General features: G+C 64.8%; 21 protein-coding genes and 3 tRNA genes. 14 read left to right on the top strand and 10 right to left on the bottom strand.

Going from position 1 to position 26645, the window contains the following annotated elements:
• From WBG56_RS15280 to dacB, 3 genes are all read right to left on the bottom strand, one after another.
• Positions 1-762 (bottom strand): SDR family NAD(P)-dependent oxidoreductase, encoded by a 762-nt coding sequence (locus WBG56_RS15280; RefSeq protein ID WP_424269850.1) that lies wholly within the window; start codon positions 760-762, stop codon positions 1-3.
• Positions 759-3116, bottom strand: a complete 2358-nt coding sequence (locus WBG56_RS15275; RefSeq protein ID WP_424269848.1) for a bifunctional salicylyl-CoA 5-hydroxylase/oxidoreductase — start codon at positions 3114-3116, stop codon at positions 759-761. The genes WBG56_RS15280 and WBG56_RS15275 overlap by 4 nt, the downstream gene beginning before the upstream one ends.
• 283 nt (positions 3117-3399) lie before the next feature.
• On the bottom strand, positions 3400-4887 hold the full coding sequence (gene dacB / locus WBG56_RS15270; RefSeq protein WP_424269846.1) for a D-alanyl-D-alanine carboxypeptidase/D-alanyl-D-alanine endopeptidase: 1488 nt from the start codon (positions 4885-4887) through the stop codon (positions 3400-3402).
• Positions 4888-4986: 99 nt separating this feature from the next.
• On the opposite strand from dacB, the gene queA reads away from it, so the two are divergent.
• From queA to secF, 5 genes are all read left to right on the top strand, one after another.
• The gene (gene queA / locus WBG56_RS15265; RefSeq protein ID WP_424269844.1) at positions 4987-6045 is read left to right on the top strand and encodes a tRNA preQ1(34) S-adenosylmethionine ribosyltransferase-isomerase QueA; all 1059 of its coding nucleotides are present in this window, start codon (positions 4987-4989) and stop codon (positions 6043-6045) included.
• Positions 6042-7178, top strand: coding sequence for a tRNA guanosine(34) transglycosylase Tgt (gene tgt / locus WBG56_RS15260; protein WP_424269842.1), 1137 nt, complete (start codon positions 6042-6044; stop codon positions 7176-7178). The genes queA and tgt overlap by 4 nt, the downstream gene beginning before the upstream one ends.
• 92 nt (positions 7179-7270) lie before the next feature.
• The gene (gene yajC / locus WBG56_RS15255; RefSeq protein ID WP_424269840.1) at positions 7271-7615 is read left to right on the top strand and encodes a preprotein translocase subunit YajC; all 345 of its coding nucleotides are present in this window, start codon (positions 7271-7273) and stop codon (positions 7613-7615) included.
• Positions 7616-7679: 64 nt separating this feature from the next.
• Complete coding sequence (secD, locus tag WBG56_RS15250; protein WP_424269838.1) at positions 7680-9551, top strand: protein translocase subunit SecD; 1872 nt, start codon at positions 7680-7682, stop codon at positions 9549-9551.
• Positions 9552-9563: 12 nt separating this feature from the next.
• The gene (gene secF, locus WBG56_RS15245) at positions 9564-10499 is read left to right on the top strand and encodes a protein translocase subunit SecF (RefSeq protein WP_424269836.1); all 936 of its coding nucleotides are present in this window, start codon (positions 9564-9566) and stop codon (positions 10497-10499) included.
• Positions 10500-10787: 288 nt separating this feature from the next.
• Here the strand turns inward: secF and WBG56_RS15240 are convergent, their stop codons facing one another.
• Positions 10788-11426 (bottom strand): copper resistance CopC family protein, encoded by a 639-nt coding sequence (locus WBG56_RS15240; protein WP_424269834.1) that lies wholly within the window; start codon positions 11424-11426, stop codon positions 10788-10790.
• Between the two features lie 201 nt (positions 11427-11627).
• Here WBG56_RS15240 and WBG56_RS15235 point away from each other — a divergent pair, with 201 nt between their 5' ends.
• From WBG56_RS15235 to lnt, 7 genes are all read left to right on the top strand, one after another.
• Positions 11628-12863 (top strand): sulfite oxidase, encoded by a 1236-nt coding sequence (locus WBG56_RS15235; RefSeq protein ID WP_424269832.1) that lies wholly within the window; start codon positions 11628-11630, stop codon positions 12861-12863.
• Between the two features lies 1 nt (position 12864).
• A complete protein-coding gene (locus tag WBG56_RS15230; RefSeq protein WP_424269830.1) occupies positions 12865-13218 on the top strand; it encodes a c-type cytochrome in 354 nt (117 codons plus the stop codon).
• A 327-nt stretch (positions 13219-13545) separates the two neighbouring features.
• The gene (gene miaB / locus WBG56_RS15225; RefSeq protein WP_424269903.1) at positions 13546-14910 is read left to right on the top strand and encodes a tRNA (N6-isopentenyl adenosine(37)-C2)-methylthiotransferase MiaB; all 1365 of its coding nucleotides are present in this window, start codon (positions 13546-13548) and stop codon (positions 14908-14910) included.
• A complete protein-coding gene (locus WBG56_RS15220; RefSeq protein WP_424269828.1) occupies positions 14907-15941 on the top strand; it encodes a PhoH family protein in 1035 nt (344 codons plus the stop codon). The genes miaB and WBG56_RS15220 overlap by 4 nt, the downstream gene beginning before the upstream one ends.
• Positions 15931-16416, top strand: coding sequence for an rRNA maturation RNase YbeY (ybeY, locus tag WBG56_RS15215; protein ID WP_424269826.1), 486 nt, complete (start codon positions 15931-15933; stop codon positions 16414-16416). The genes WBG56_RS15220 and ybeY overlap by 11 nt, the downstream gene beginning before the upstream one ends.
• Before the next feature lie 53 nt (positions 16417-16469).
• Positions 16470-17357: an HlyC/CorC family transporter gene (locus tag WBG56_RS15210; protein WP_424269824.1), complete on the top strand. Its 888-nt coding sequence runs from the start codon at positions 16470-16472 to the stop codon at positions 17355-17357.
• A 22-nt stretch (positions 17358-17379) separates the two neighbouring features.
• Entirely contained in the window at positions 17380-19038 is a 1659-nt protein-coding gene (lnt, locus tag WBG56_RS15205) for an apolipoprotein N-acyltransferase (protein ID WP_424269822.1), read from the top strand.
• A 41-nt stretch (positions 19039-19079) separates the two neighbouring features.
• Here the strand turns inward: lnt and WBG56_RS15200 are convergent, their stop codons facing one another.
• Positions 19080-21983, bottom strand: coding sequence for an EAL domain-containing protein (locus WBG56_RS15200; protein ID WP_424269820.1), 2904 nt, complete (start codon positions 21981-21983; stop codon positions 19080-19082).
• Positions 21984-22227: 244 nt separating this feature from the next.
• Positions 22228-22680 (bottom strand): winged helix-turn-helix transcriptional regulator, encoded by a 453-nt coding sequence (locus WBG56_RS15195; RefSeq protein ID WP_424269818.1) that lies wholly within the window; start codon positions 22678-22680, stop codon positions 22228-22230.
• Positions 22681-22834: 154 nt separating this feature from the next.
• On the opposite strand from WBG56_RS15195, the gene WBG56_RS15190 reads away from it, so the two are divergent.
• Positions 22835-23455: an NADPH-dependent F420 reductase gene (locus WBG56_RS15190; RefSeq protein ID WP_424269816.1), complete on the top strand. Its 621-nt coding sequence runs from the start codon at positions 22835-22837 to the stop codon at positions 23453-23455.
• 174 nt (positions 23456-23629) lie between these two features.
• On the opposite strand, the gene WBG56_RS15185 is transcribed toward WBG56_RS15190, so the two are convergent.
• From WBG56_RS15185 to WBG56_RS15170, 4 genes are all read right to left on the bottom strand, one after another.
• Positions 23630-23706 (bottom strand) — tRNA-Asp (locus WBG56_RS15185).
• A 19-nt stretch (positions 23707-23725) separates the two neighbouring features.
• A tRNA-Glu gene (locus WBG56_RS15180) sits at positions 23726-23801 on the bottom strand.
• Between the two features lie 21 nt (positions 23802-23822).
• A tRNA-Ala gene (locus WBG56_RS15175) sits at positions 23823-23898 on the bottom strand.
• Between the two features lie 102 nt (positions 23899-24000).
• On the bottom strand, positions 24001-25272 hold the full coding sequence (locus tag WBG56_RS15170) for an adenosylmethionine--8-amino-7-oxononanoate transaminase (RefSeq protein ID WP_424269814.1): 1272 nt from the start codon (positions 25270-25272) through the stop codon (positions 24001-24003).
• A 166-nt stretch (positions 25273-25438) separates the two neighbouring features.
• Here WBG56_RS15170 and bioF point away from each other — a divergent pair, with 166 nt between their 5' ends.
• Positions 25439-26644, top strand: a complete 1206-nt coding sequence (gene bioF, locus WBG56_RS15165; RefSeq protein ID WP_424269812.1) for an 8-amino-7-oxononanoate synthase — start codon at positions 25439-25441, stop codon at positions 26642-26644.
• Position 26645: the final 1 nt, after the last annotated feature.

The raw sequence follows: 26645 nt of genomic DNA, 5'->3' as shown, positions 1-26645 counted from the left end.
TCACATCACTTCGCCGCCGCTGACCGAAATCGTCTGCCCGGTCACGGCGCCCGCCGCCCGGCCGCACAACCAGACGACGGAATCCGCGACTTCGTCGGGGTCGATCAGCCGCCCCTGAGGATTGGATTTGATGAGCTCGGCGCGGGCGGCGGCTTCGCTGCGGCCGGTGCGCGACACGATGCGGGCAATGCTCTCGCGCACCAGATCGGTGTCGGTATAGCCGGGACATACGGCATTGACCGTGATGCCCGTCGCGGCCAGTTCGCGGGCCAGCGACCGGGTCAGGCCGATGACGCCGTGCTTGGCGGCGCAATAGGCCGACACATAGGCATAGCCCGTCTGCCCCGCCGTGCTGGCGACATTGACGACACGCCCCCAGCCCGACTGCAGCATGTCGGGCAGCACAGCCTGGGTGCACAGCATGGTGCCCGTCAGATTCACATCCAGCATGCGCTGCCAGAGGGCGGCGTCCATTTTCAGAAAGGCGGCGCTTTCCGCCTGACCGGCGTTGTTCACCAGCAGCTGGATGGGACCAAAGCGGCGCCGGGCCTGATCCGTCGCCTGCGCCAGTTGAGCGGCATCTGCCACGTCAGCGGTCACAGCAAAAATGCCATCGGGGTCCTGCGCGGCCAGCGCCTGGCCCGGCGCGGCGCTGCGTCCCAGAACCGTGACCCGGCACCCCTGCGCTCGCAGGCGCTGCGTGATGGCGGCGCCGATGCCGCGGGCCCCGCCCGTCACCAGGGCGTGCAAATCGGCCGTCATAGCGAAGCCTTTGCGGCTGCGTGGCGCAAGGCCTGTTCCTGGGCGGCGTGTTCGCGCTGGAACAAGGATTCCATCTGGCGTTTCCCCTGGAAATACGGCTGGGGCCAGGCAATATCGGTGTAGCCGATCTTGGCGGCCTCTGTGAGCGTCCAGGCGGGATTGGCCAGGTGCGGACGCGCCACCGCGCACAAATCGGCGCGGCCCGCCGCCAGAATGCTGTTGACGTGATCGGCCTCGCTGATCGCCCCCACCGCGATCGTCGCAATGCCGGCCTCCTGGCGGATGCGGTCGGCCAGCGGCGTCTGATACATGCGGCCGAACACCGGTTTTTCCTGCTTGCTGACCTGTCCGGAAGAACAATCGATCAGATCGGCGCCCGCCGCCTTGAAGGCGCGGGCGATTTCAACCGCGTCTTCCGGCGTGGTGCCGCCATCCACCCAGTCAGTGGCCGAAATCCGCACCGACATGGGCCGGTCCTGGGGCCAGATGGCCCGCATGGCGGTGAAGACCTCCAGTGGATAGCGCAGGCGGCCAGCCAGCGCGCCGCCGTACTCATCGGCGCGATGATTGGTCAGGGGTGAAATGAAGGCGGACAGCAGATAGCCGTGGGCGCAGTGCAGTTCCAGCCAGTCGGCGCCGATGTCGACCGCCGCGCGCGTCGATGCCAGGAACTGATCGCGGACCCTGTCCATGTCCTGGCGCGTCATCTCATGGGCAAGCTGGCTGACGCCTTCCAGGTACTGCTGCGGCGAGGCCGACATGATCGGCCAATTGCCTTCGGGCAAAGGCAGATCGGTGCCTTCCCAGGCCCGGCGGGTCGAGGCCTTCGGCCCCGCATGTCCCAGCTGCAGGCCAAAGCAGGCGTCCGTGTTCGCGTGGATCCAGTCGGCGATGCGCTTGAAGGCCGCCGTGTGTTCCGGCCGGTACAGCCCCGGGCAGCCCGGTGTGATGCGGCCTTCGGCGCTGACGCACGCCATTTCGGCGAATACCAGCCCGGCTCCGCCCAGGGCGCGCGCGCCCAGATGCACCAGGTGATAGTCGCCCACCAGGCCGTCTTCGGCGGAATATTGCGCCATGGGCGACACCACCACCCGATTCTTCAATCGCAGCCCGCGCACCGTGTACGGGGTGAACATGGGCGGCGGAGGGGTCCGCCCATCCGGCACCGCCACGCCATCGCGCCGGGCGAACCAGCGCTCGTAGCCTTCCAGCCAACGCTGGTCGCGCAGGCGCAGATTTTCGTGGCTGATGCGCTGGCTGCGCGTCAACATGGAATACATGAATTGCTCGGGCTCCAGCTGATCGCAGTAACGCCGCCCGCAGACTTCGAACCATTCCATGGCGTTCCAGGCCGCATTCTGCAAACGCAGGGTTTCCACCCGGCGGGCTTCCTGGTAGGCGGCCAGCACAGCGGGAATGCGATCGGGCGTGTCCCCCAGCAGCGTGAACTGGCGCGTCAGTTCGATAGCGTCCTCGATGGCCAGCTTGGTGCCCGAGCCGATGGCGAAGTGCGCCGTATGCACGGCATCGCCCATCAGCACGACATGGCTGCCGTGCTGATTGCGCAACCACCAATGCTCGCACACCACCCGCTGGAAATTCAGCCAGGCGGAACCCCGCAGATGCCGCGCATTGGAAATCAGCGGCTCGCCCTGCAGGTTGCCGGCAAACAGCCGTTCGCAGAATTCGATCGATTGATTCTGGTCCGCCCGATCCAGGCCGTGCGCCTTCCAGGTGTCTTCCGTGGTTTCTACGATGAAGGTCGAGGTGCTGTCGTCGAACTTATAAATGTGCGCCTGGAACCAACCATGCTCGGTGCGCTGGAAATCGAAGGTGAAGGCATCGTACAGACGATGCGTGCCCAACCAGATGTAGCGGTTGGGCCGGGTGACGATATCCGGCTGGAACACGGCCTCGTGCTGCTTGCGAATCCGGGAATTGACGCCATCGGCCGCGATGATCAGATCGGCATCGGGATAGTCGGCGTCGGACTGGGCATCGGTTTCGAACACCAGCCGCACGCCCAGCGCCTCGCAGCGCAGTTGCAGGATGTTCAGCAGCTTCTTGCGCCCGATGCCCACGAAGCCATGTCCGCCGGAACGGATGCTGCGCCCTTTGAAGAGCAGTTCGATGTCGTCCCAGTGATTGAAGGCGGCCTGGATTTCATCGGCGGTTTCGGCATCCCACTGGCGCATATTGTCCATGGTGGTGTCGGAAAACACGACGCCCCAGCCAAAGGTGTCGTAGGCGCGATTGCGTTCGACCACCGTGATGTCATGGGCCGGATCCAGCTTCTTCATCAACAAGGCCAGGTACAGGCCCGCTGGTCCGCCGCCGATACACACGATTTTCATGATCCGTCTCCTGATGCCCGAAAGGCGCCCGGCGCGCTGGACACACCTGCCGTCCCGGCATCGCCGATTTAATTTAGTTTCTTTTAATTTAAAAGTAAACTAATTGAGTGTCAACTGCCTCGATCCCAGGTTGGGGCCCGCCGGTCCGGACGGATATGCGGGGGACGGAAATGCGGGCGGGTCCGCGGCAGGACGACCAAAGACGGCGCCCCGCTCATGGAGCGGGGCGCCGTCGATCTGGAACATGCGGAAAAGTCGCGGATGGCAGCCCGCGGAACCTGCGTCAGCGACTGGCCAGCCAGCGCACCAGGGCGTCGTCGAAAGGCCGCACCGCGGCCGCGCCGGGGTGATTGACCAGGCTGACCAGAATGTAGCGCTTGCCGCTGGCGCCCCGCACATACCCGGCCAGCGCGCGGGAATTCTTCAAGGTGCCGGTCTTCAGATGCGCCTGGCCCCGGGTATCGTCGGATCGCAGACGACGGCGCACCGTGCCGTCCATCCCGGAAATCGCCAGCGAAGACACGAATTCCGGCATCATCGGAGACCGCCAGGCGACATCCAGCATCTGCGCCAGACCACGCGCCGTGATCCGTCCCTGGCGCGACAGGCCAGAACCATTGTCCAGCACCCAGCCGGCCGTATCGACCTTCTGATTCTTCAGAATCTTCTGCACGGCCTGGCCGGCGGATTCCGGCGTGGCCCCGGGGCCGTTCATGTCGGCCCCCAACGTCAGCAAGGTCATGCGCGCCATGACGTTGTTGCTGTGCTTGTTGATCTGACGGATGACGTCGGCCAGCACGGGGGAATCGTGCCAGGTCAGGACCTGGGCCTTGGCGGGCGCCGGTCCCTGCGAGAAACCGCGCCCCAGGGTGCCGCCCAGTTCCCGCCACAGCAGCCGGAACAGCGCCTCGAAGTGATCCGCCTGTGAACCCGCCAGGCGGTACAGGCTGAATTCCCCGCAACTGCCCCAGGCCTTGCCTGCCAGGCGGATGGTCGTCACCGGCCCTTGCGTCCTGGCATCCGCGACGAAATTGCTGGCAGGCCGGCAACTTCCGTCCTGCCAGTCCAGGCGCCCCTCGACCCGCACCGTGGGGGTGGGCGGGTCGACGATGGGAATCCACTGGCGGTGCGCCTCGTCAGGCTGGAACAAGATGCGGGTGGCGCCAAAGCCCACCATCATGGCGTCGGGGCTGGCGTTGTACGGCCGGTCGGGCGAGTCGTCGAAATCCCCCGGATCGATCGCGACCTGGCCGAACAGGCTGCGGTCCACGACCACGTTGCTGAGGTTCTTGATGCCCCGCAAGCGCAATTCGCGCAGCACGTTCCACAGATCCTCGACCGTGAACCAGGGGTCGCCCGCCGCCTTGACGTACAGCGGCCCCTGCAAGGTGCCCTGCCCGTCGACCCGCGCGCCGGGGTCGGCCAGGAACTGGGTGCGCCAGACGTAGTCCGGCCCCAGGGTCGACAGCGCCGTCCAGGTGGTCACGGTCTTCATGACCGAGGCCGGATTGCGCGGCACGTCGGCCTGAATGCTGCTGATCACGGGGCCGCCCGCCTCGCGGATTTCCAGAGACAGGGCGGATTCCGGCAATTTGGTGGCCTTCCAGGCCTTCTGCAGTTCGGGGGGCAGCCCCTGGGCGGCGGCGCCGACCGCCATCCCCAGCAGCACGGCCCCGGCCAGCATCCGGCCCAGGCGCGGCCAGCCGCCGGCGCCCAGCCCCGACGACCGGAAAGCCGTCTGCCCATTCCTCTGCTGTCCTGTGCGACCCATGCTGCCACCCGACAAAAACCGTCAGCATAATCCAAAGAGCGATGGGACTAAAATACGGGCCGACTTTTATCTTCCCGGCACCGCGTGCCCGCCATCCCTGTGACTGCTGATCTGGATCTTGCCGACTTCGACTACGAACTGCCCCCCGAACTGATTGCCCAGCACCCCGCCGCCCGGCGCGACGCCAGCCGGCTGCTGCACCTGGACGCCGGCGGCGCGCTGCATGACCGGCACTTCACGGACCTGCCCAGCCTGCTGCGGGCCGGGGACCTGCTGGTCTTCAACGACACCCGTGTCATCAAGGCGCGGCTGCGAGGCCGCAAGGACAGCGGCGGGCAGGTGGAAATCCTGGTGGAACGCATCCTGGACCCCCGGCATGCGCTGGCGCATGTGCGGGCCAGCAAGTCCCCGCGCCCCGGCACCCGCCTGCTGCTGGCCGACGGCGCGTTCGAAGCCGAAGTGCTGGGCCGCAGGGACGAACTGTTCGAGCTGGCCTTCCCCTCCCCCATCCTGGACCTGCTGGACCGGCACGGCAGCGTGCCCCTGCCGCCGTACATCACCCACACGGCGGATGACGATGACGAATCCCGCTATCAGACGGTGTACGCGCAACAGCCCGGCGCTGTCGCCGCCCCCACGGCCGGGCTGCACTTCGACCAGGCCATGCTGGACCGCCTCAGCGCCCAGGGCATAGACCAGGCCTTCGTGACCCTGCACGTGGGCGCGGGCACCTTCCAGCCGGTGCGCGTCACCCACATCCGCGACCACGTGATGCACTCGGAGCGCTATGTCGTGCCCGAGGAAACCCTGCGCAAGATCCGCGAAACCCGCGCCCGGGGCGGACGCGTGATCGCCGTGGGCACCACCAGCGTCCGGTCGCTGGAAGCCGCCGCCCGCGAAGGCGACGGCGAGCACGCCACCGAAGGCGACACCCGGATCTTCATCACGCCCGGCTACACGTTCGCCAACGTGGATGCCCTGATCACCAATTTCCACCTGCCGCAATCCACCCTGATGATGCTGGTGTCGGCGCTGGCCGGCATGGAACCCATCCGGCGGGCCTACGCGCACGCCGTACAATCGCGCTACCGCTTCTTCAGCTACGGCGACGCCATGTTCATCGAGGCCGCCCAGACTTCCTCTGCCCAGACCCCATGACCGGATTGCAATTCGAACTGCTGCACACCGACGGCGCCGCCCGGCGCGGCCGCGTCACCCTGAACCACGGTGTCGTCCAGACACCGATCTTCATGCCCGTGGGCACCTACGGCAGCGTCAAGGCCATGCTGCCGCACGAACTGACGGACATCGGCGCCCAGATCGTGCTGGGCAACACCTTCCACCTGTGGCTGCGCCCCGGCACCGACGTCATGGACCGGCACGGCGGCCTGCACGGATTCATGCAATGGGACAAGCCGATCCTGACGGATTCGGGCGGCTTCCAGGTCTTCAGCCTGGACGGCATGCGCAAGATCACCGAAGAAGGCGTGCGTTTCGCATCCCCCATCGACGGTTCGCGGCAATTCCTGTCGCCGGAGGAATCCATGCGCATCCAGCGCAGCCTGAATTCCGACATCGTCATGGTGCTGGACGAGTGCACGCCCTACCGCATCGACGACCGGCCCGCCACGCACGCGGAAGCCGCCGCTTCCATGCGCATGTCGCTGCGCTGGGCGCGGCGCTCGCGCCAGGCGTTTCACGACCTGGGGAACCCCAATGCGCTCTTCGGCATCATCCAGGGCGGCATGTACGAGGATCTGCGCGACGAATCCCTGGCCGGCCTGACCGACATCGGCTTCGAAGGCTATGCCATCGGCGGCCTGTCGGTGGGCGAGCCCAAGGAAGACATGATGCGGGTGCTGGCCCACGTGGCGCCACGCATGCCCGCGCAAGCGCCCCGCTACCTGATGGGCGTCGGCACTCCCGAAGACCTGGTCGAAGGCGTGCGCCAGGGCGTGGACATGTTCGACTGCGTGATGCCCACCCGCAATGCCCGCAACGGCTGGCTGTTCACCCGCTATGGCGACCTGAAGATCCGCAACGCCCGCTACCGCGACGATCTGCGGCCGCTGGACCCCGGCTGCCACTGCCATACCTGCCAGCATTTTTCCCGGTCCTACCTGCACCACCTGCAACGGGTCGGCGAAATCACCGGCGCGCGGCTCAACACGCTGCACAATTTGCATTTCTACCTGAACCTGATGGCCGAGATGCGCGCCGCTATCGAACAGGGCCGCTTCGAGGCGTGGCGCCAGGCCTTTCTGCAAGATCGGTCCCGAGGCATTGAATAGCCGCACCGCACGATCGGCCTCTTTATCGCTACAATCAAGAGTTAATCTCATATCCAGACCCCTCATTCAACCCTGATTTCCCAGGAGCCTTCATGTCCCTCGTTGACACTCTGACCCTGATCCCGGCCCAGGCGGCCGGCGGCGAACCCAACGCGCTGATGAGCATGCTGCCCATCATCCTGATGTTCGTCATCCTGTATTTCCTGATGATCCGCCCTCAGATGAAGCGCCAGAAAGATCACAAGAAAATGGTTTCGGCCCTGACCAAGGGCGACGAAGTCATCCTGTCGGGCGGCATGCTGGGCAAGCTCAGCAAGGTCAGCGACAACTACCTGACAGTCGAAATCGCTCAGGCGGGCGACAAGGCGGTCGAGACCATCGTGCAACGCAGCGCCGTGACGTCCGTGCTGCCCAAGGGCACGATCAAGTCCCTCTGATCGCCCCATCCGGCGCCGCTGACACGCGGCGCCCGGTCTTTTCAGCCCTCCCTTCCGACCGACCATGAACCGCTACCCCATCTGGAAGTACCTCATCGTGCTGGCCGCCGTCCTGATCGGCGTGCTCTACACGTTGCCCAATCTCTATGGCGAATCGCCTGCCGTCCAGATCGCAGGGGCGAAAACGTCGGTCAAGGTCGATCAGAACACGCTGGAAAAAGCCGACCAGATCCTGAAGCAGGCCGACATCCAGCCTACGGCCAGTTCGTTCGAAATGAACGGCCCCGTAGGGTCGGTGCGGCTGCGCTTCGATTCCACCGACACGCAGCTCAAGGCCAAGGACACGCTGGAAAAAGCGCTCAACACCGATCCGCAGAACCCGGACTACACGGTGGCGCTGAATCTGATGTCGGCCTCGCCCAACTGGCTGACGACACTGGGGGCGCACCCCATGTACCTGGGCCTGGACCTGCGCGGCGGCGTGCACTTCCTGCTGCAGGTGGATCTGCAGGGCGCCCTGACCAGCCGCTATGATTCCATGGCCGGCGAGGCCCGCACCACCCTGCGCGACGCCAAGCTCAAGTTCGAAGACGTGGAACGCAACCAGCAGTCCGTGCGGGCCAGCTTCGCCACCCAGGACGAACGCGATGCCGCCGCCGATGCGCTGCGCCGCGCCATCCCCGAAATGGTCTTCACGACCAGCCAATCGGGCAGCAGCTGGCTGCTGGACGGCACCCTCAGTCCCGCCTCGATCACTCAGGTGCAGAACAACGCCCTGAAACAGAATATCCAGACCCTGCACAACCGGATCAACGAACTGGGCGTGGCGGAACCGGTCATCCAGCAACAGGGCGGCGACCGTATCGTGGTCCAGTTGCCCGGCGTGCAGGACGTGGCCAAGGCCAAGGAAATCCTGGGCCGCACCGCCACCCTGGAAATCCACATGGTGGATGATTCCCCGGCCGCCACGGCAGCCTTGCAATCCGGCCGCGTGCCCTTCGGGCTGGTTCGCTACACCGACCGGGACGGCCGCCCGCTGCTGCTGCGCCGCCAGGTCATCCTGACCGGTGAAAATCTGCAGGACGCCCAGCCCGGCCGCGATCAACAGACTCAGGAACCCACCGTCAACCTGACCCTGGATTCCAAGGGCGCCCGGATCTTCCGCGACGTCACCCGCGACAACATCGGCAAGCGCATGGCCATCGTGCTGTTTGAAAACGGCAAGGGCGAGGTCGTCACCGCCCCGGTGATCCGCTCCGAGATCCCGGGCGGCCAGGTGCAGATTTCAGGCAGCATGTCCGCCCAGGAAGCCGCCGACGTCTCCCTGCTGCTGCGCGCCGGTTCGCTGGCCGCGCCGATGCACATCATCGAAGAACGCACCATCGGCCCCAGCCTGGGCGCCGCCAACATCAAGCAGGGCTTCGATTCGACGCTGTACGGCTTCACCGCCATCGCGATCTTCATCATTCTGTACTACCACCTGTTCGGCCTGTTCTCGACCCTGGGGCTGTCCTTCAACGTGCTGCTGCTGCTGGCCGTGCTGTCCATGCTGCAGGCCACGCTGACGCTGCCCGGGATCGCCGCCATCGCCCTGACCCTGGGCATGGCCATCGACGCCAACGTGCTGATCAATGAACGGATCCGGGAAGAACTACGCTTGGGGCTGCCGCCCCAGCAGGCCATCCACCTGGGGTTCGATCGCGCCTGGGCGACGATTTTCGACTCCAACCTGACCAGCCTGATCGTCGGGGTGGCGCTGCTGACCTTCGGAACCGGCCCGGTGCGCGGCTTTGCCGTGGTGCACTGCATCGGCATCCTGACCTCGATGTTCTCGTCGGTGGTGGGGGTGCGCGCCCTGGCCAATCTGTACTATGGCCGCAAACGCAAGCTGAAAACCGTTTCGATCGGCCAGATCTGGAAACCGAAGCAGGACTAATCAGGACTCATCATGGAATTTTTCCGCATCCATCGCACCATCCCGTTCATGCGGCATGCGCTGATCCTGAACATCATCAGCCTGCTGACATTCCTGGCCGCCGTCTTTTTCATCGCCTCGCGCGGCTTTCACCTGTCGATCGAATTCACCGGCGGCACGGTGATGGAAGTCCACTATTCCCAGACCGCGCCGGTCGGCGACATCCGCACGGCCATCGATACGCTGGGCTACAAAGACTTCCAGGTGCAGAATTTCGGCACTTCGCAAGACGTCATGATCCGCCTGCCGATCCGCCCCGACGAAGACACGGCCGCCCAGAGCCGCACGGTGCTGTCGGCCCTGCAGGCCCAGCATGCCGACGTGCAGCTGCGCCGGGTGGAATTCGTCGGCCCGCAGGTAGGCCAGGAACTGCTGCATAACGGCCTGATGGCGCTGCTGTTCGTGGTGGTGGGCATCATGGCGTACCTGGCCATACGATTCGAATGGAAGCTGGCCGCATCATGCGCCATCGCCAACCTGCACGACGTGGTGATCATCCTGGGCTTCTTTGCCTTCTTCCAATGGGAATTCTCACTGTCGGTGCTGGCGGGGGTCCTGGCCGTGCTGGGCTATTCGGTCAACGAATCCGTCGTGGTGATGGACCGGATCCGGGAAAATTTCCGCAAGCAGCGCAAGGCATCGGTCCGGGAAATCATCAACGCGTCGATCACGCAGAACATTTCCCGGACGGTGATCACGCACGGCTCGACGCAGATGATGGTGCTGTCGATGTTCTTCTTCGGCGGCCCGACGCTGCATAATTTCTCCCTGGCGCTGACCATCGGGATCTGGTTCGGGATCTACTCGTCCGTGTTCGTGGCCGCCGCCCTGGCCATGTGGATGGGGATCAAGCGCGAAGACCTGGTCAAGCACGTCAAGAAAGAAGGCGCAGACGTGGAATTGGGATGAGATCGGACATGCAAAGGCCCCTGCGGGCCTTTGCATGCCTATCGAATCGGAGCAGCTTGCAAGCTGCGAGGTGGGGCGGGCCGGACACGCATAGGCCCCTGCGGACCTATGCGCGCCGGTTTCATCGGAGCGGCCTGCAGGCCGCGACGTGGGGGAGATGCCGCAATACGAGAAATCCCTGCGGCCCTTTACATGCCTATCGAATCGAAGCGGCCTGCAAGCTGCGACACGGGGCAAAGCCAACGCAGCAAAAAACCGTGTAGGCCCCCGCACAGCCTTGCCGGCAGCCTACCTCGCCCGGCGAAACAACCACCGCCCCAGCGCCGCCACCAGCAGCATCGCCAGAGCGCCGGCGCACAACGCGGGCGGCACCCATCCGTCGCCATAGCGCCACAAGGCGGCGACGCGCTCGAACTGAAAGCCGGTGACCACCAGCCCCACGCCGGTCAGCCCCAGCGTCGCCGATACGAATTGCGGCTGGAACAGAATCAGAGACACGGTGGCGGCCAACAGGACGATCATCGCCAGCCACAGCGAGGCATCGCTCAGCCGCACCGGAGAAGCGGGCCATAGCCGATCCAGGAGACTGGGCTCGCCCACCTCGTAGCCCAGGACGCCCGACACCCTGTCGCCGGTGGCGGATTGCACGTGCCAATTCAGCGCATAGCGACCGTATGCCGTTTCCGGGGGGATGGGGATGCGGACTTCAGCGCCTGCATCGCGAATCGCATACAAGGGCAGCGCCTGCCCCTGAGGATCGACCAGATCGACCTGCGTCACCCTGACGGGTTCGCTGAACACCAGGGAAATCTCCGCCGGCGGCTGGGTCAGCATGCGGCCCGACGACAAGGAAGTCGCAACCAGCGCGACGTTTCCCCAGGAAATCTGCGACCACAGCAGCAGGCAGGCGGCAAGAAATGACTTCACGACATCGGTTTCAACTGAGGGACGTGCGCCAGTATAGGTCCTTTCCGAAGACCGGCTGCGCAGGGCGGGGCTTTGCCGGGACCCGCCCGGTTCAAGTATCGCTAATCGCTACTCAAGTAGGCATTTTGGACTTCAACAGTTTAAACAGCTATAAAGACATCATTAAAAGTAATGTCATTGCTGCACACAAGAGGAGAAGTCATGCAGACACACGAACTCAAAGACCCCACCCGGCGCCGAGCCTTGCTGACGGGCGGCGGACTGGCCGCCCTGGCGGCCGTCCCCGGGGCATCCTGGGCGGACGGCGTACGCACGGACCCGCCGGCCAAGACCACGGCCGCCGGCGGCAAAGCCCTGCCGGAATACGCGGCCTGGAAGAACGCGGACGCGATGATCGTCCACAGCGCCAACACCATCGAACTGCGCCGCCAGGACTTCGGCCACAGCACGATCACGCCCAGCGATCGCCTGTACGTGCGCAACAACCTCAATCCGCCCTCGACCGACATCGTCAAGGATCCGGATGCCTGGACGCTGGAGATTTCCGGCGTGGCCAAGCCCGCCAAGCTGACCGTGGCGGATCTCAAGCGCCTGGGCCTGACCGCCGTCACCATGGTGCTGCAATGCTCCGGCAATGGCCGGGCCTGGTTTCCCCACAAGCCCAGCGGCACCCAGTGGACGGTCGGCGCAGCCGGCTGCGTGGTGTTCGCCGGCGTCCCGGTCAAGGACGTCATCAAGGCCTGTGGCGGCAAGGCCGGCGACATGAAATACATGACCAGCACGGGCGGTGAAGTCCTGCCCGAAGGCCTGGATCCCAAGACCCTGATGGTCGAACGCTCCGTGCCGCTGGCGGCCATGGAAGACGCGATCCTGGCCTGGGAAATGAACGGCGAACCCCTGTCCCTGGCCCACGGCGGACCGCTGCGCATGATCGTGCCGGGCTACATGGGCGTGAACAACGTCAAATACATCAAGCATCTGGCGCTGACGGCCGAACAATCCCCCGCCAAGATCCAGCAAAGCAGCTACCGGTTTTCCGCAGTCGGCGAAAAGGGCACGCCCGATCACCCCTCCATCTGGGAAATGCCGGTCAATTCCTGGATCACTTCGCCCTTCGAGCCGGCCAAGCCCATCTCCGCAGGCCGCGTCCAGATCACCGGCGTCGGCCTGGGCGGCTTCCATGCGCTCAAGGGCGTGGAAGTCTCCATCGACGGCGGCAAGACCTGGCAGGCAGCCCAGGACTTCGGCCCCGACATGGGTCGCTATGCCTGGCGCACTTTCGTTCTGGGCCTGGACCTGAAACCGGGCAAATACCAGATTGCCACACGGGCCACCAACACGAACGGGGATACCCAACCCAAGGAACGCCAGGAAAACAACCGTGGCTACAACAACAACAGCTGGCTGGATCACAGCATCGAACTGGAGGTCGTCTGAAGTGAACCGTTTCATGTTGAAGTCGATGAACGGCGCAGCGATCGCCCTGGCCTGCGGGGTCATGGCGATCGCTGCGGCAACACCCGCCAGTGCTGACGAAGCAACGCTGGCTGAAGGCAAAACCCTGTTCCAGACGGGCGCAGTCCCCGCCTGCGCGGTCTGCCACACACTGCAGGATGCCGGGGCCAGCGGGGCGATCGGCCCCGACCTGGACGAACTGCGGCCCAACCAGGAACAGATCCTGGCGGTGCTGCGCGATGGTTCCGGCCCCATGCCCTCGTTTGCCGAGAGCCTGACGGACGAACAGCGCCAGGCCGTCGCCGACTACGTCGTCTGGGCAACCCAGCCGCACTGATCGGGCCAGCCAGCCGCCCCCCGGCCGGGTCTCCGATTCCGGGGTCCGGCCGGTCGCTTTTCCACCCGCGGGCCTGCGCCTTTCGCCACGGCGGGGGCGCCGGCCCGCGCCGCCGCCGTGCAACCCGGGCGGCGCGTGAAGTAAAATAGCCGATTACCCATCTCTGACCGCCCCCGGGATATAAACCCGCCCCGGCGCTTTGCCATGCAAGAAACTCCTGTGCGCCGTCCCGGCGTCATCCCCGCATCCCGTGAATCCGCAGAGCACCTGAAGGACCAGGCCTGGCGCCAGACCCAGGACGAAACCCTGGCAGGCCTGCTGCAACCGATGGAACCGGGGCAGCACAAGAAACTGTTCATCCGCACCTTCGGCTGCCAGATGAATGAATACGACTCCGAAAAAATGGTCGACATCCTGCGGGCCGCCAAAGGCGTCGAGCTGACCGATACGCCCGACGACGCCGACATCATCCTGTTCAACACCTGTTCGGTGCGCGAAAAAGCGCAGGAAAAGGTCTTTTCGGACCTGGGCCGCGTCCAGCACCTGAAACAGGCCAAACCCGGCCTGGTCATCGGCGTGGGCGGCTGCGTCGCCAGCCAGGAAGGCGAGGCCATCGTGCGCCGCGCTCCCTATGTCGATGTGGTGTTCGGCCCGCAGACCCTGCACCGCCTGCCCGAACTGATCGACCGGCGCCGCGCCACCGGGCAGTCCCAGGTGGACATTTCCTTTCCGCTGATCGAGAAATTCGACGCGCTGCCGCCCGCCCGGAAGGAAGGGCCGTCGGCTTTCGTCTCCATCATGGAAGGCTGCAGCAAATACTGCAGTTTCTGCGTCGTGCCCTACACGCGCGGCGCCGAGGTCTCCCGCCCCTTCGACGACGTGCTCACTGAAATCGCCGACCTGGCCGACCAGGGAGTGCGCGAAGTCACACTGCTGGGCCAGAACGTCAACGCCTATCGCGGCCCCACCGGGGACTCCGGCGAAATCGCCGATTTCGCCATGCTGCTGGACTACGTGCACGACATCCCCGGGATCGAGCGCATCCGCTACACCACCTCGCACCCCAAGGAAATGACGGCCCGCCTGATCGAAGCGCACGGCCGCCTGCCCAAGCTGGCGCCTTTCCTGCATCTGCCGGTGCAGGCAGGCAGCGACCGGGTGCTGGCCGCCATGAAACGCGGCTACACGGCGCTGGAATACAAATCCATCATCCGCCGCCTGAAAGCCGCCCGCCCCGACATCACCCTGTCGTCGGACTTCATCATCGGATTTCCCGGAGAAACGGAGGACGATTTCCAGAAAACCCTGGATCTGGCTCGCCACGTGGGCTTCGACCAATCTTTCTCCTTCGTCTATTCCAAGCGCCCCGGCACCCCGGCGGCCGACCTGGCGGATCCCACCCCGCAGGCGGAAAAACTGGATCGACTGCACCGCCTGCAGACGCTCATCAATGAGCAGGCCGCCGCCTACAGCCAGGCCATGGTGGGCGGCATCCAGCGTCTGCTGGTCGAAGGACCGTCCAAAAAGGATCCGAATGACATGAAAGGTCGCACCGAGAACAACCGCATCGTCAATTTCGCCGGCCAGCCTCGACTGATCGGCCGGATGGTGGACGTGCGCATCACACAGGCCCTGACCAATACCCTGCGCGGCGAGATCGTCACCACGGAAACCGATCGGGCGGGCGCATGACGGCCCCCAAAGCCCCCAGGGCCAAAACGGCCGGCGCACGGCCCGTGTCCCTGCAACTGACCGGCAACAACACGCAGTTGTCCAACCTGTGCGGCCCGCTGGATGAAAATCTGCGCCAGATCGCCCAGGCCTACGATGTCACCATCGGCCGGCGCGGCAACCGCTTCAGCGTGCGCGGCGCGCGCGCGCATGAGGCCGGCCAGGCCCTGCGCTGGTTCCACGAACGCTCGTCCCAGGCCCCCTTGTCGCTGGATACGCTGCAGCTGGGGCTGGTGGAACTGAGCAATCGCGGCACCGGCGCCGCGGCAGACCGCGGCCCTCACACCCCCCGGGACCTGCCCGAGCTGCCTCCGGTGGACGACGAAGGCCCTGCGCTACGCACCCGCAAATCCGACCTGCGCGCGCGCACGCCGCGCCAGCGCGACTACTTGAACGCCATCCTCAAGCACGACGTCAGCTTCGGCGTCGGCCCGGCCGGCACCGGCAAGACCTGGCTGGCCGTGGCCTGCGCCATCGACGCCCTGGAACGCGAATCCGTCACCCGGCTGGTGCTGACCCGCCCGGCCGTGGAAGCCGGCGAACGCCTGGGTTTCCTGCCCGGCGATCTGGTGCAGAAAGTCGATCCCTATCTGCGACCCCTGTACGACGCGCTGTACGACCTGCTGGGCTTTGAAAAGACCCAGCGCCTGTTTGAAAAGCAGACCATCGAAATCGCACCCCTGGCCTACATGCGCGGACGCACCCTGAACCACGCCTTCATCATCCTGGACGAGGCGCAGAACACCACGCCCGAACAGATGAAGATGTTCCTGACGCGCATCGGCTTCGGCAGCAAGGCGGTCATCAACGGCGACCCGTCCCAGGTGGACCTGCCCAAGGGTCACCAAAGCGGCCTGCTGCACGCCCTGGACGTGCTGGACGGGGTGCCGGGCATCGCCCAGACCCGCTTCACCAGCCGCGACGTCGTGCGCCACCCGCTCGTGGCCCGCATCGTCGATGCCTACGAACAGGCGGGCGACCATGTATCCTGATTTTTCCCTCAGCATCCAATACGCCGTAGCCGCGCCGCTGTTGCCGCGCTGGCGCCTGCGGCGCTGGGTGGGCCGCGCCCTGGCGCAGGCGCTGTCCGCCCCCGACCCGCGCGCCGGCCAGCCCGTCGCCCTGACGCTGCGCCTGGTCGACGCCGATGAAGGCCGCGATCTGAACGCCGCCTGGCGGCAGCGCGACTACGCCACCAATGTATTGACCTTCGAATACGGCGCCGACCCATCCGGCCTGATCAGCGGCGACATCGTGCTGTGCCTGCCGGTGCTGGAACGCGAGGCCGCCGAGCAAGGCAAGCCCCTGCTGCATCACGCCGCCCACTTGATCACCCATGGGGTGCTGCACGCCCTGGGCTACGACCACATCGAAACCGACGAGGCCGAGCGCATGGAAGCCCTGGAAACCGCCATCCTGGCCGCCCAGGGCATCCCCGACCCCTACCGTCCGGCAGACGCAGGCTAAGCACGCCGCGTTATCGGTTATGCTACACAATCCACAGACTCGTCCTACGGACAATGCCAGACCCACACTCATCAGACTCGGAACCCCGACCGGCGTCGTCGTCCTCCCCTTCCCTGTTCTCCCGCCTCAAGGCCTTGCTGCGGCCGTCTCCGCCCGCAGACCGTGAAGGCATCCGGGCAGTGCTGGAAGCCGCCCACGATCACTCCATTCTGGACGGCGAATCCTACGCCATGATTTCGGGGGCGCTGGAAGTCGCCGACAAGACCGTGGCGGACATCATGGTGTCGCGTTCCCGCATGGACCTGCTGGACGTTTCCAGGCCGCTGGCCGAACTGATGCCCTTCATCACCGAAACCGGCCATTCCCGCTTTCCCGTCTACGAAGGCGATCGCGACAACATCATCGGCGTGCTGCTGGCCAAAGACCTGCTCCTGACGCTCTCGGATCACGCGCTGGATATCCGCGCCCTGATCCGCCCCCCTGTCTTCATCCCGGAATCCAAGCGGCTGAACGAACTGCTGCACGAATTCCGCATGAGCCGCAACCACCTGGCCATCGTCATCGACGAACATGGCGGCATTGGCGGCCTGGTCACCATGGAAGACGTGCTGGAACAGATCGTCGGAGACATTGAAGACGAATTCGACGACGAAGACGACAAGACGATCTTCCGCACCGGGGACAACAGCTGGCGGGCCATGGGCACCACCGAAATCGAAGACTTCAACGAAACCTTTCACGTGCATCTGCCCGACGAGGACTACGACACACTGAACGGCTGGCTGGCGGCGGAACTGGGCCACATCCCCCGACGCGGCGAACGCTTCGAAGGTCAGGGCCTGGCCTTTACCGTCGTGGGCGCCGACGGCAAGCGCGCCCGCTGGCTGCACGTGCAACGCCTGACCGAGCCCTCGACCGCAGCCGACACGACGAACGCCTGACCGCTTTCCTGCCCACACCCCCATGACGTCCCACTCCGTGCCGAACGACACCCCCGCGCCCGTCCGGCGCGCCCCCGCCCTGGCGGGATCGCTCTGGCGCAAACGGTGCTGGGCGCTGCTGGCGGGCGCCGTGCAGGCCCTGTGTTTCGCCCCCGGACCGCTGCCCGCCTGGAGCCTGCCCTTCGTGCAAATCGCCAGCCTGGCGGTCCTGGCGGCCTACACCTGGGGTGCGACCGGGCCGCGTCAGGCGGCCGCCTACGGCTGGCTGTTCGGGTTGGCCCAATTCGCCATCGGGGTGTATTGGCTGACCATCAGCATGCACCAGTTCGGCGGCCTGGCCCTGCCCCTGGCCATCGGGGCCTTGCTGTTGTTCGCCGCCGCCATGGCGGTGTACGCGGCGGGAGCCTGCGCCCTGAGCGCCTGGCTGTGCGCCTTCCACAAGAACCCGGAACAGCCCGCCCTGAGGCAGATTCTGAACGCCACGGCCTGGGCCTGCGCCTGGACCTTGTTCGAATGGCTGCGGGGCACCCTGTTCACCGGCTTCACCTGGCTGAACGCGGGCTATGCCCACGCCGAAGGCATGTTTGCCGCCTGGGCGCCGTTCGTCGGGGTCTACGGCCTGGCCTGGCTGTCGGCCTTTGCCGCCGCATCCATCGCACTGATGGCCCGGGCCAAGGATACCGCCCATGATCGCAGCGCTGCGGCCGCCATCGCACTGACTCTGGCGACCGGCCTGCTGGGCATCGCCTGGGCGCACATCAACTGGGCGCAGCCCCATGGCCAGCCTCTGCTGGTCCGCCTGGTGCAGCCGGCCACACCGCAATCGGAAAAATTCGACCCCGCCCGCTTCCCCGCCACCCAGGACCGCGCCCGACAACTGGCAGGCCTGACGGCCAAGACCCCGCAGGATCAACCCAGGCTGGTCATCCTGCCTGAAACCGTCATGCCGATTTTTCAGGATCAGGTACCGCCGGCCCTCTGGCAGCCCTGGCTGGATCTGGCCCGGCGCATGGACGCCAGCCTGCTGCTGGGCCTGCCGCTGCACGAGCGCATGCCGGCCGGCGACCGCTACACCAACAGCGCCACCGTCATCCGGCCGGATGACCGCCAGCCCCCGCTCTTCGCCGGGCAATGGCGCTACGACAAACATCATCTGGTCCCCTTCGGGGAATTCATTCCCCCGGGATTCCACTGGTTCGTCCGCGCGCTGCGGATCCCCCTGGGCGATTTCGACCGGGGACCATTGCGCCAGCCGCCCCTGATGCTCGCCGGGCAGTCCCTGGCAGTGAACATCTGCTACGAAGATGCCTTCGGCGAGGAAATCGCCGCCGCCGTCGCGCCGGGCAGCGACGGCGCCCCCGGCGCCAGCATCCTGGTGAACCTGAGCAACCTGGCCTGGTTCGGCAATACCTGGGCCCTGCGCCAGCATCTGTGGATCTCACGCATGCGGGCGCTGGAAACCGCGCGGCCCGTCATCCGCGCCACCAACACCGGCATGACGGCCGCCATCGACCCCGACGGCCGGGTCCGCGGCCAGTTGGACCCGGCCATCCCCGGCGTGCTGGATGTGGAAGTCCAGGGCGCCCAGGGCCTGACCCCCTACGTACGCTGGGGCAATTGGCCCATTCTGATCTGGGTGCTGCTGGGCCTGTTGCTGGCCTGGCGATATCGCCGCCCCTGACGACGCCCCTGGTGCGCCGTTCGGTTCACCCGGCCAGCGCGCTAGCGCTTCAGGGGTTCGTCCCGTGAATCCAGCAGCCGCCGCTCGAAGCTGAGCTGATCCAGGGGTTCGCCCAGCCAGAACCCCTGCCCCGCGTCGCATCCCATGGCCCGCAGCACGTCGTATTGCGCCTGGCTGGTAATGCCCTCGGCAATCACCCGCATGCCCAGGCGATGGGCCAGGGCGACGACGGATTCACAGACCATGCGGGCGGCTTCGCTATCGGGCAGTTGCGCCGTCATCTCGCGCTCGAGTTTCAGCGTTTCGAAAGACAGTTCCCGGGATGCCAGCAAAGCGGGCATGCCGACGGATACCGCCCCCACGCTGAATCGCATGCCGGACTGATGCAATTGACGCAGGCGTTCCCGCACCAGCGGGCTGAGATGCAGCAACAGTTGCTCATTGAATTCCAGCGACAGGCTGTCGGCGGGCAGATCCAGGTCGTCGAGCAGGCCGAAGACCGTATCCAGCCCCGACTGGGCCAGACCGAGCTGGCCGGGCGACACGTTCACCGTCAGGCGCAGATCCGGGGCCGGGGTCTTGCGCCAACGGCTCAGTTGGCGAATGGCCTCGCGAAACACCCAGTCGCCCAAGGGCTTGATCAGTTGGCGCTCTTCGGCGAACGGGATGAAATCCATGGGTGCGATGACCCCGAATTCAGGATGCCGCCAGCGCAGCAAGGCCTCGGCCTTGATGATGCGCCCCGTCTCGAAGGAATAAATGGGTTGGTACAGCAGAAAAAACTGGCCTGCATCGATGGCTTCGGACAAAGTCACCAGCAGGTCATGCTGCATGCGGGCGCGCTCCCGCATGGACTGATCGAAATACTGATAGCCATTGCGCCCCGCCGCCTTGGCCTGATACATCGCCATATCCACGTGGCGCATCAGCATCTCGGCGTTGTCCGCGTCCCCCGGATACAAGGCGACCCCCAGACTGGCGGAAATCTGGATCTCGTTGCCCATCAGCAGATAGGGTTCCGTGATGCAGTCCAGCAATCGTCGGCACAAGGCATCGAGCTGCGGCCTCTCGGATACGTCCGTCGCCAGAATCACGAACTCATCGCCGCCCAGGCGGGCAATGAAGTGGCTCCCCTGACCATCGCCGCAACGGCGCAGGCGGTTGGCGACCTCGACCAGCAGGCGGTCCCCCATCTCGTGCCCCATGGAATCGTTGACTTCCTTGAAGAGGTCCAGATCCAGGAACAGCAGCGCCATGGGCCGAGCCTGCCGATCGGCCTCATCGACCGAGGCCTTCAGGTGCTCGTTGAAATACTGGCGATTGGGCAGGCCGGTCAGCGGGTCATGGTGCGCCTGATTCCAGATGGTGGTTTCAACCTGCTTTTTCTGCGTGATGTCGCTGAGCATCACGACCCGGCAATTGACCGAGCCGTCATGATTCCAGGCGGTATCCAGCACGACGCGCTGGGCATATTCCTCGCCGGATTTGCGCTGCAGCCAGTATTCGCCTTCCCAGCGCCCCTTGGTATTGATGGCATGCCACATCTGGTCGTAGAAGTCCCGATTGTGACGGCCCGGCCGCAGCAGGATCAACAATTCCCCGGCCACTTCGTCGGGCCAATAGCCCGTCATGCGGGAATACGCCGGATTGACGTCGATGATGACGCCCGTGGCATCGGTGATGGCGATGGCCTCGCTGCTGTTCTCATAGGCGATGGCCGCCAGCTGGGCGGAGGATTCCGCCTGCTTGCTTTCGGTGATGTCCTGGACCAGGCCGATGATGGCGGCGTCGTCTCCCGAGCCCACCAGCGTGATGAAGGTTTCGATGTCGAACAGGGTACCGTCCTTGCGGCGGCCATGACGCTCGAATCGCAGCGTGGCGGCCTTTTGATTGCGGCCGGATTTCAGGGCCTCATCGACCAGATAGCGCTCGCGCGGCGCGATGATGGACAACAGCGACAGGTGCCCGATCATCTCATCGGGCTGATAGCCGAAGATATCCGCCATTTTCTGGCTGACAAAGCTGAAGCGGTCGTGCGCGATCAGGAAAATGCCCACCAGGGCATTGGACGCCAGGCCCTGAAAGATGATTTCAGACCGCTGCAGCCCGGCCTGATCCGCCCGCATCTGGGTCAGCAATTCATGGATCTGCTGGCACCCGGTGTTGTAGGCCTGCGCGATCTCGACGATTTCCGCGGCCCCCGCCGGCGCCAGCCTCGTGGTGTAGTTGCCCTGCATCATGGCGCGAACGGCGTGACGCACGGCCAACAAGGGCAGCACGACGCCCCGGCGCACCAGGAGAAAGGCCCCCACCAGCACGCCCAGATCCAGCAGCACCAGGATCACCAGCCAATTGAAGGCCTGATCCTTGGCTCGATGCAACAGGGGCATCAGGGCGTCCAGCGCCGTATTCAGCGTGCCGAGCAGGGCGGCCGCGTCATCGGCGACCCACTGCCGCTGCACCACATGCGGTAGATCACGTCCTTCGGCAGCCGACGCGTCTCCGCGCGAATACGAATCCAGCATCACCGCCTGAAGGCGCCCGCGCAACGCAACCCATTCGTAGCGGATCTTGGGCAGGAACACGCGCACGGACGGCTGGCTCAGGGCCGTGATCTCGCGGTCCCCCACGACCCCGCCCTGGTCCAGCGCCTGCAGCGCCAGATCCATGGCGTCGATTTCCTTGCTGATCTGCCCGGTCTGCACCAGGCCGCCATCCGCCAGCCGCATCGCCCGCACCGCCAGCTGCTGGCTGAACGTGCGCATGCTGCCCAGCGTGGCGGATTGATCCAGGGCCGCGTCGTAGCGCGACATCAGCGAATACACCAGGATGACATTTCCCAACGCAAACGCCAGCATCAACCCATAGAACACGGCCGACACAGCCCGAAGCCCGAGCAATGCGCGGGCAGCAAGCCCTGCTGGTTTCGAAAATCGTGGGCGCATGCGATCCTGGTGGTCAAGGTGCCGGCAGCCTCATCCCACTGTCAGGGCGTTCTCGTGCTGCCACAGAGCATGTTACCGGATATGCCCGCAAAGACAATCCCGCAAAAGGCCGAATCCTGGCGGGAGATCAGGCTTTTGGGACACAGACCCGCGCATTTCCGCTGTCCCGCGATTCGCCGCGCTTTGTAGCCGGGGGGCGCGCCTATCGTTCGTGCGGCGTCGCACGGCGCGCTTGCCGCCTTGCTCATTCCTTGCTCTCGGGAAAGATGCATCCGCCCTTCCGGACCAGCGCCTTTACCTCTTCGCTCACTTCCGCCGGGCTGCGGCTCAATCGAGCCATGAACTCCTTGCTGCGCCGCGCATACGACTTCGCATCGTGCTTCGCGCTCCAAAGGACGATTTCAAGCACGATGGGAATGAGGTCCAGGCCCTTCTGGGTCAGAGTGTAGAAGTCCTTGCGTCTGTCGTCGGGACTGGGCGCCCTCGTGAGAATGCCTTGCTCCTCGAGAAAGGCAAGGCGGGAAGCAAGGACATTGGTCGCGATTCCCTCTTCCGATTTCAGGAACTCGCCATACGTCTTCTTGCCCACGAACACGATGTCGCGGATGATCAGGAGCGACCACCGATCACCGAAGATCTCCACGCCGTAGTTCACCGCGCAATGGGACCGAATGTCTTCTCTAGACGCTGTCTTCATGGCCAGATATTAACATCGCTTGCATGCTGCAAGTAAAATTCTGTTATTCACTTGCTTTTTGCAAGTAAAGCTCATAGCATGATCCGTACATCGGGCGCCGGATCGCGCCGGCGCTCCATGAACGATCAACCTCACATCAGCAAGGAACTTCGAAATGAATATCGGCTTTATCGGTGCCGGCCCTGTCGCCCAAACCCTCGCCAAACACGCTCTATTGGCAGGTCACCAGGTTGTACTCAGCAACTCGCGTGGACCTGAGTCGCTCACCGCCCTTGTGGCGGAGTTGGGTTCCGGCGCCGCCGCCGGGACAGTGCAAGAGGCCGCGAAGCAGGACCTCGTCGTGCTCGCCGTCAAATGGTGGAACGTGCAGGCGGCGTTGTTCTCGGTCGGCGACTGGGCGGGCCGGATCCTCGTGGACACAAGCAACCGCGTAGCCAGCGCTCAGCCGTTGATGCTCGGCGACATCACCGGGCGGACGTCGAGCGAGATCATCGCCGATCTCGCGCCGGGGGCGAAGGTCGTCAAGGCGTTCAACACCGTTCCAATGCACTGGATCTCCGATTTCTCGTCGTCAAAGCGCAAGACCGTGTTCTTCGTGTCCGGGGACGACGCCGGCGCCAAAAAGACGGTGAGCGACTTTATCGAGGAGATCGGGTTCTGCAGTCTCGATCTAGGTTCCCTCGCAGAGGGCGGCCGACTCCAGCAAACCGGCGGGCCGCTGGTAGGAGTCAACCTGACGTTCAATGAACGGTTCGTCCTCCCTACGATCGACTGATCGGCGGCATGGCGCGCGCTGCCCCATGCCGCAGGGCTAGGACCACCTCGGGATCGATACACACCCGGGCCATCTGGCAAACCCGAGTACGCGCATCCGCATCCGTTTGGCATTTGAATCGAGGCGAAAAAAAAGCACCTACTTAGCGTAAGTGCTTTTTTTCACTGAATTTTTTGGCGGAGCGGACGGGACTCGAACCCGCGACCCCCGGCGTGACAGGCCGGTATTCTAACCAACTGAACTACCGCTCCGCAGCGGTGCCAGGTAAACTGGCGTCCCCTAGGGGATTCGAACCCCTGTACTCACCGTGAAAGGGTGATGTCCTAGGCCTCTAGACGAAGGGGACAGGACATTCATCGAAGAAGTTTGGTGGAGGTAAGCGGGATCGAACCGCTGACCTCTTGCATGCCATGCAAGCGCTCTCCCAGCTGAGCTATACCCCCAAACAAGGTCTTCATCAACGAAGAAGCGAGATTATGCACGAAAATTTTCTTGTGTGCAAGCGCACAGGAATATTTTCATTAATCGCCTGGAATCGCCCAATGTCATGGAGCCACGCCGGCCAGGACCGAGCGGACCGCCGCCGTCAGATGCCGCACATCTTCCGGCGGCATCACAAAGGCAGGCGTCAGGTACACGGTGCGCTCCAAGGGGCGCACCCACACGCCAGCCCGCAGAAAGGCCTGACACAAGGCAGCGCGATCAGGCGCGCGATGCAACTCGACCGCGCCAATCGCCCCTTTCACGCGCACGGAGCGCACACACGGCAGTTCACGACACCCCCCCAGCCCTTCTTCCAGCAATGTTTCGATCGCTCGCACCTGCTCCAGCCTGGGCTCGCGCTCGAAAAGATCCAAAGACGCATGGGCGGCGGCGCAAGCCAGTGCATTGCCCATATAAGTCGGACCATGCATCAAGGCGTGCGCGGGATCGTCGGACCAGAAGGCCTGGAATACACGCTGGCTGGCTACTGTGGCCGCTAGGGGCAGCGTGCCGCCACTCAAGGCCTTGGATAAGGTCAGAATGTCCGGAACAACCCCCGCCTGTTGAAAGGCGAACAGAGTGCCCGTCCGCCCGAAACCGGTGAAGATCTCATCGAAAATCAGCAGTGCCCCATGACGGTCCGCCAGGCGGCGTAAACGCCGCAGCACATCGGGGCCGTGCATGCGCATGCCCGCAGCCCCCTGCACCAGCGGCTCGACCAGCAAGGCGGCCACCTGCCCTTCTTGGCGACGCAGTACGGCATCCAATGAAGCCTCGCTTTCGTCATCCCGAGGCAGCGGCAAGACATCCTGGCCCGGCAAGGTTGCACGAAACGCGGCATGCATCCCGATCTGCGGATCGCACACGGCCATGGTGCCAAACGTGTCGCCATGGTAGCCCCCTTGAAACGACACGATGCGCCGCCGGTCCTCGCCCTGATTGAGCCAATACTGGATCGCCATCTTCATCGCCACTTCGACGCTGACCGAGCCGGATTCTGTAAAAAACACCCGATCCAGCCCCGCTCCCAGCAGTGTGCACAGACGCCGCGCCAGCGTGAGCGCCGGCTCATGCACCAGGCCGCCGAACATGACATGCGGCATGCGTTCCAGCTGCCTTCGCACCGATTCGGCGATATGGGGATGGTTATAGCCGTGGCACGCAGTCCACCACGAGGCCAGTCCATCGAGCAAGACGCGGCCATCGCTCAAGTAGAGCCTGCAGTCTCGCGTTTCCCGGACGAGGGTCGGTGCCATGGCGGTTTTCATCTGGGTGTAGGGCAGCCAGATGTACGGGTATCCCTGGTCGAACCAGGCAGGGGATGTCGATGTCATATTTTGTTTCGCTTATTCAATGCCTTGTCGAGGCAGGCAGAATGCCTGCCGAAGACGCGGCGATGAAGACCATTGCTTGATGTTGCTTTTAACTTTCATGTTCATCTATCTTGCTTTTATCTTCTGTTAATTCCTTTATTTAATCGCATCGATCTATATTATTCCCATGCACCCGACGCCTCATTCCCACGCTGCCGGCAGGCCGCCTTCCAGCCCTTTCGAGCCGCTCTACCGGCACGCCCTGGGCCGGCTCGAGCAACAGTCCCGACGACGCGCCCTGATCGCGGTCGACACAGCCGCGCCCGACCATGCCGGGCCAGCGCAACTGAACTTCTGCAGCAATGATTACCTCGGTCTGGCATCGCACCCGACCCTCATCGATCGGGCCAGCGACTACGTCCAACGCTACGGAGCCGGGTCAACGGCTTCGCGTCTGGTCTGCGGCACACGAGCCTGCACACTTGCCATAGAAACCAGGCTGGCGCGCGCCAAGAGCGCCGAAGCCGCCCTGCTGTTTTCGTCGGGATGGCAGGCCAATGCGGCCGTACTGCCGGCGCTGCTGCAGTTGCTGGGCCGCGACACCCAGGTCTATGTCGATCGCCTGGCGCACGCCAGCCTGCACCAAGGGTGCCGAGCCGCAGGCGTCCGGGAAATCCGCTTCCGCCACAACGACCTGGACCACCTGGAGCACCTGATCCAGGCGCATGCCGCCAAGCCAGCGCGCCGGATGATCGTGACTGAAAGCGTCTTCAGCATGGACGGCGATCGATGCGATCTCATGAATCTGAGCGCGCTGGCGGAAAGACATGGGGCCTTCCTGTATCTGGACGAGGCGCATGCCACCGGCGTCCTGGGCCCCGGCGGCATGGGGCTGTCCGGCCTGAACCCGGATGGCGTCCACCTGGCCATGGGAACGTTCAGCAAAGCCATGGGCAGCTTCGGCGCCTACGTCGCCGGTTCGCGCGCACTGTGCGATTACCTGATCAACACCTGCTCGGGCTTCATCCACACCACCGCCCTGCCGCCGGCCGTCCTGGGCGCCATCGACGCCGCCCTGGACCTCGTGCCCGGGATGCAGGTCGAACGCGACAGGCTGGCCGACCACGGCCGACAGCTGCGCGCACGCCTGCAGGCGCTTGGCCTGGAAACCGGGACATCCAGCACGCACATCGTGCCAGTCATCATCGGCGACGAACGGCGCGCCCTGGCGCTGAGCCGCCACCTGCGCCAGCAGGGCATCCAGGTGACTGCCATCCGACCGCCCACCGTGCCTAAGGGCACCAGCCGCCTGCGCATCGCCCTCAGCGCCGGCCACACCGCAGCCGACATCGACACCTTCATCCAGGCGCTTTCCCAAGCCCAGGCATCCTGAA

The organism is Castellaniella sp. (assembly GCF_049671645.1).
GTDB lineage: Bacteria > Pseudomonadota > Gammaproteobacteria > Burkholderiales > Burkholderiaceae_B > Castellaniella.
The sequence above is the reverse complement of the archived record's forward strand: the minus strand, read 5'-3'. Positions and strand labels throughout refer to the sequence as shown.

Coding starts and splice junctions, on each gene's coding strand:
- WBG56_RS15280 (WP_424269850.1), bottom strand. CDS start 762: ATGACGGCCGATTTGCACGCCCTGGTGACGGGCGGGGCCCGCGGCATC.
- WBG56_RS15275 (WP_424269848.1), bottom strand. CDS start 3,116: ATGAAAATCGTGTGTATCGGCGGCGGACCAGCGGGCCTGTACCTGGCC.
- dacB (WP_424269846.1), bottom strand. CDS start 4,887: ATGGGTCGCACAGGACAGCAGAGGAATGGGCAGACGGCTTTCCGGTCG.
- tgt (WP_424269842.1), top strand. CDS start 6,042: ATGACCGGATTGCAATTCGAACTGCTGCACACCGACGGCGCCGCCCGG.
- yajC (WP_424269840.1), top strand. CDS start 7,271: ATGTCCCTCGTTGACACTCTGACCCTGATCCCGGCCCAGGCGGCCGGC.
- secD (WP_424269838.1), top strand. CDS start 7,680: ATGAACCGCTACCCCATCTGGAAGTACCTCATCGTGCTGGCCGCCGTC.
- secF (WP_424269836.1), top strand. CDS start 9,564: ATGGAATTTTTCCGCATCCATCGCACCATCCCGTTCATGCGGCATGCG.
- WBG56_RS15235 (WP_424269832.1), top strand. CDS start 11,628: ATGCAGACACACGAACTCAAAGACCCCACCCGGCGCCGAGCCTTGCTG.
- miaB (WP_424269903.1), top strand. CDS start 13,546: ATGGAACCGGGGCAGCACAAGAAACTGTTCATCCGCACCTTCGGCTGC.
- WBG56_RS15220 (WP_424269828.1), top strand. CDS start 14,907: ATGACGGCCCCCAAAGCCCCCAGGGCCAAAACGGCCGGCGCACGGCCC.
- ybeY (WP_424269826.1), top strand. CDS start 15,931: ATGTATCCTGATTTTTCCCTCAGCATCCAATACGCCGTAGCCGCGCCG.
- WBG56_RS15210 (WP_424269824.1), top strand. CDS start 16,470: ATGCCAGACCCACACTCATCAGACTCGGAACCCCGACCGGCGTCGTCG.
- lnt (WP_424269822.1), top strand. CDS start 17,380: ATGACGTCCCACTCCGTGCCGAACGACACCCCCGCGCCCGTCCGGCGC.
- WBG56_RS15200 (WP_424269820.1), bottom strand. CDS start 21,983: ATGCGCCCACGATTTTCGAAACCAGCAGGGCTTGCTGCCCGCGCATTG.
- WBG56_RS15195 (WP_424269818.1), bottom strand. CDS start 22,680: ATGAAGACAGCGTCTAGAGAAGACATTCGGTCCCATTGCGCGGTGAAC.
- WBG56_RS15190 (WP_424269816.1), top strand. CDS start 22,835: ATGAATATCGGCTTTATCGGTGCCGGCCCTGTCGCCCAAACCCTCGCC.
- WBG56_RS15170 (WP_424269814.1), bottom strand. CDS start 25,272: ATGACATCGACATCCCCTGCCTGGTTCGACCAGGGATACCCGTACATC.
- bioF (WP_424269812.1), top strand. CDS start 25,439: ATGCACCCGACGCCTCATTCCCACGCTGCCGGCAGGCCGCCTTCCAGC.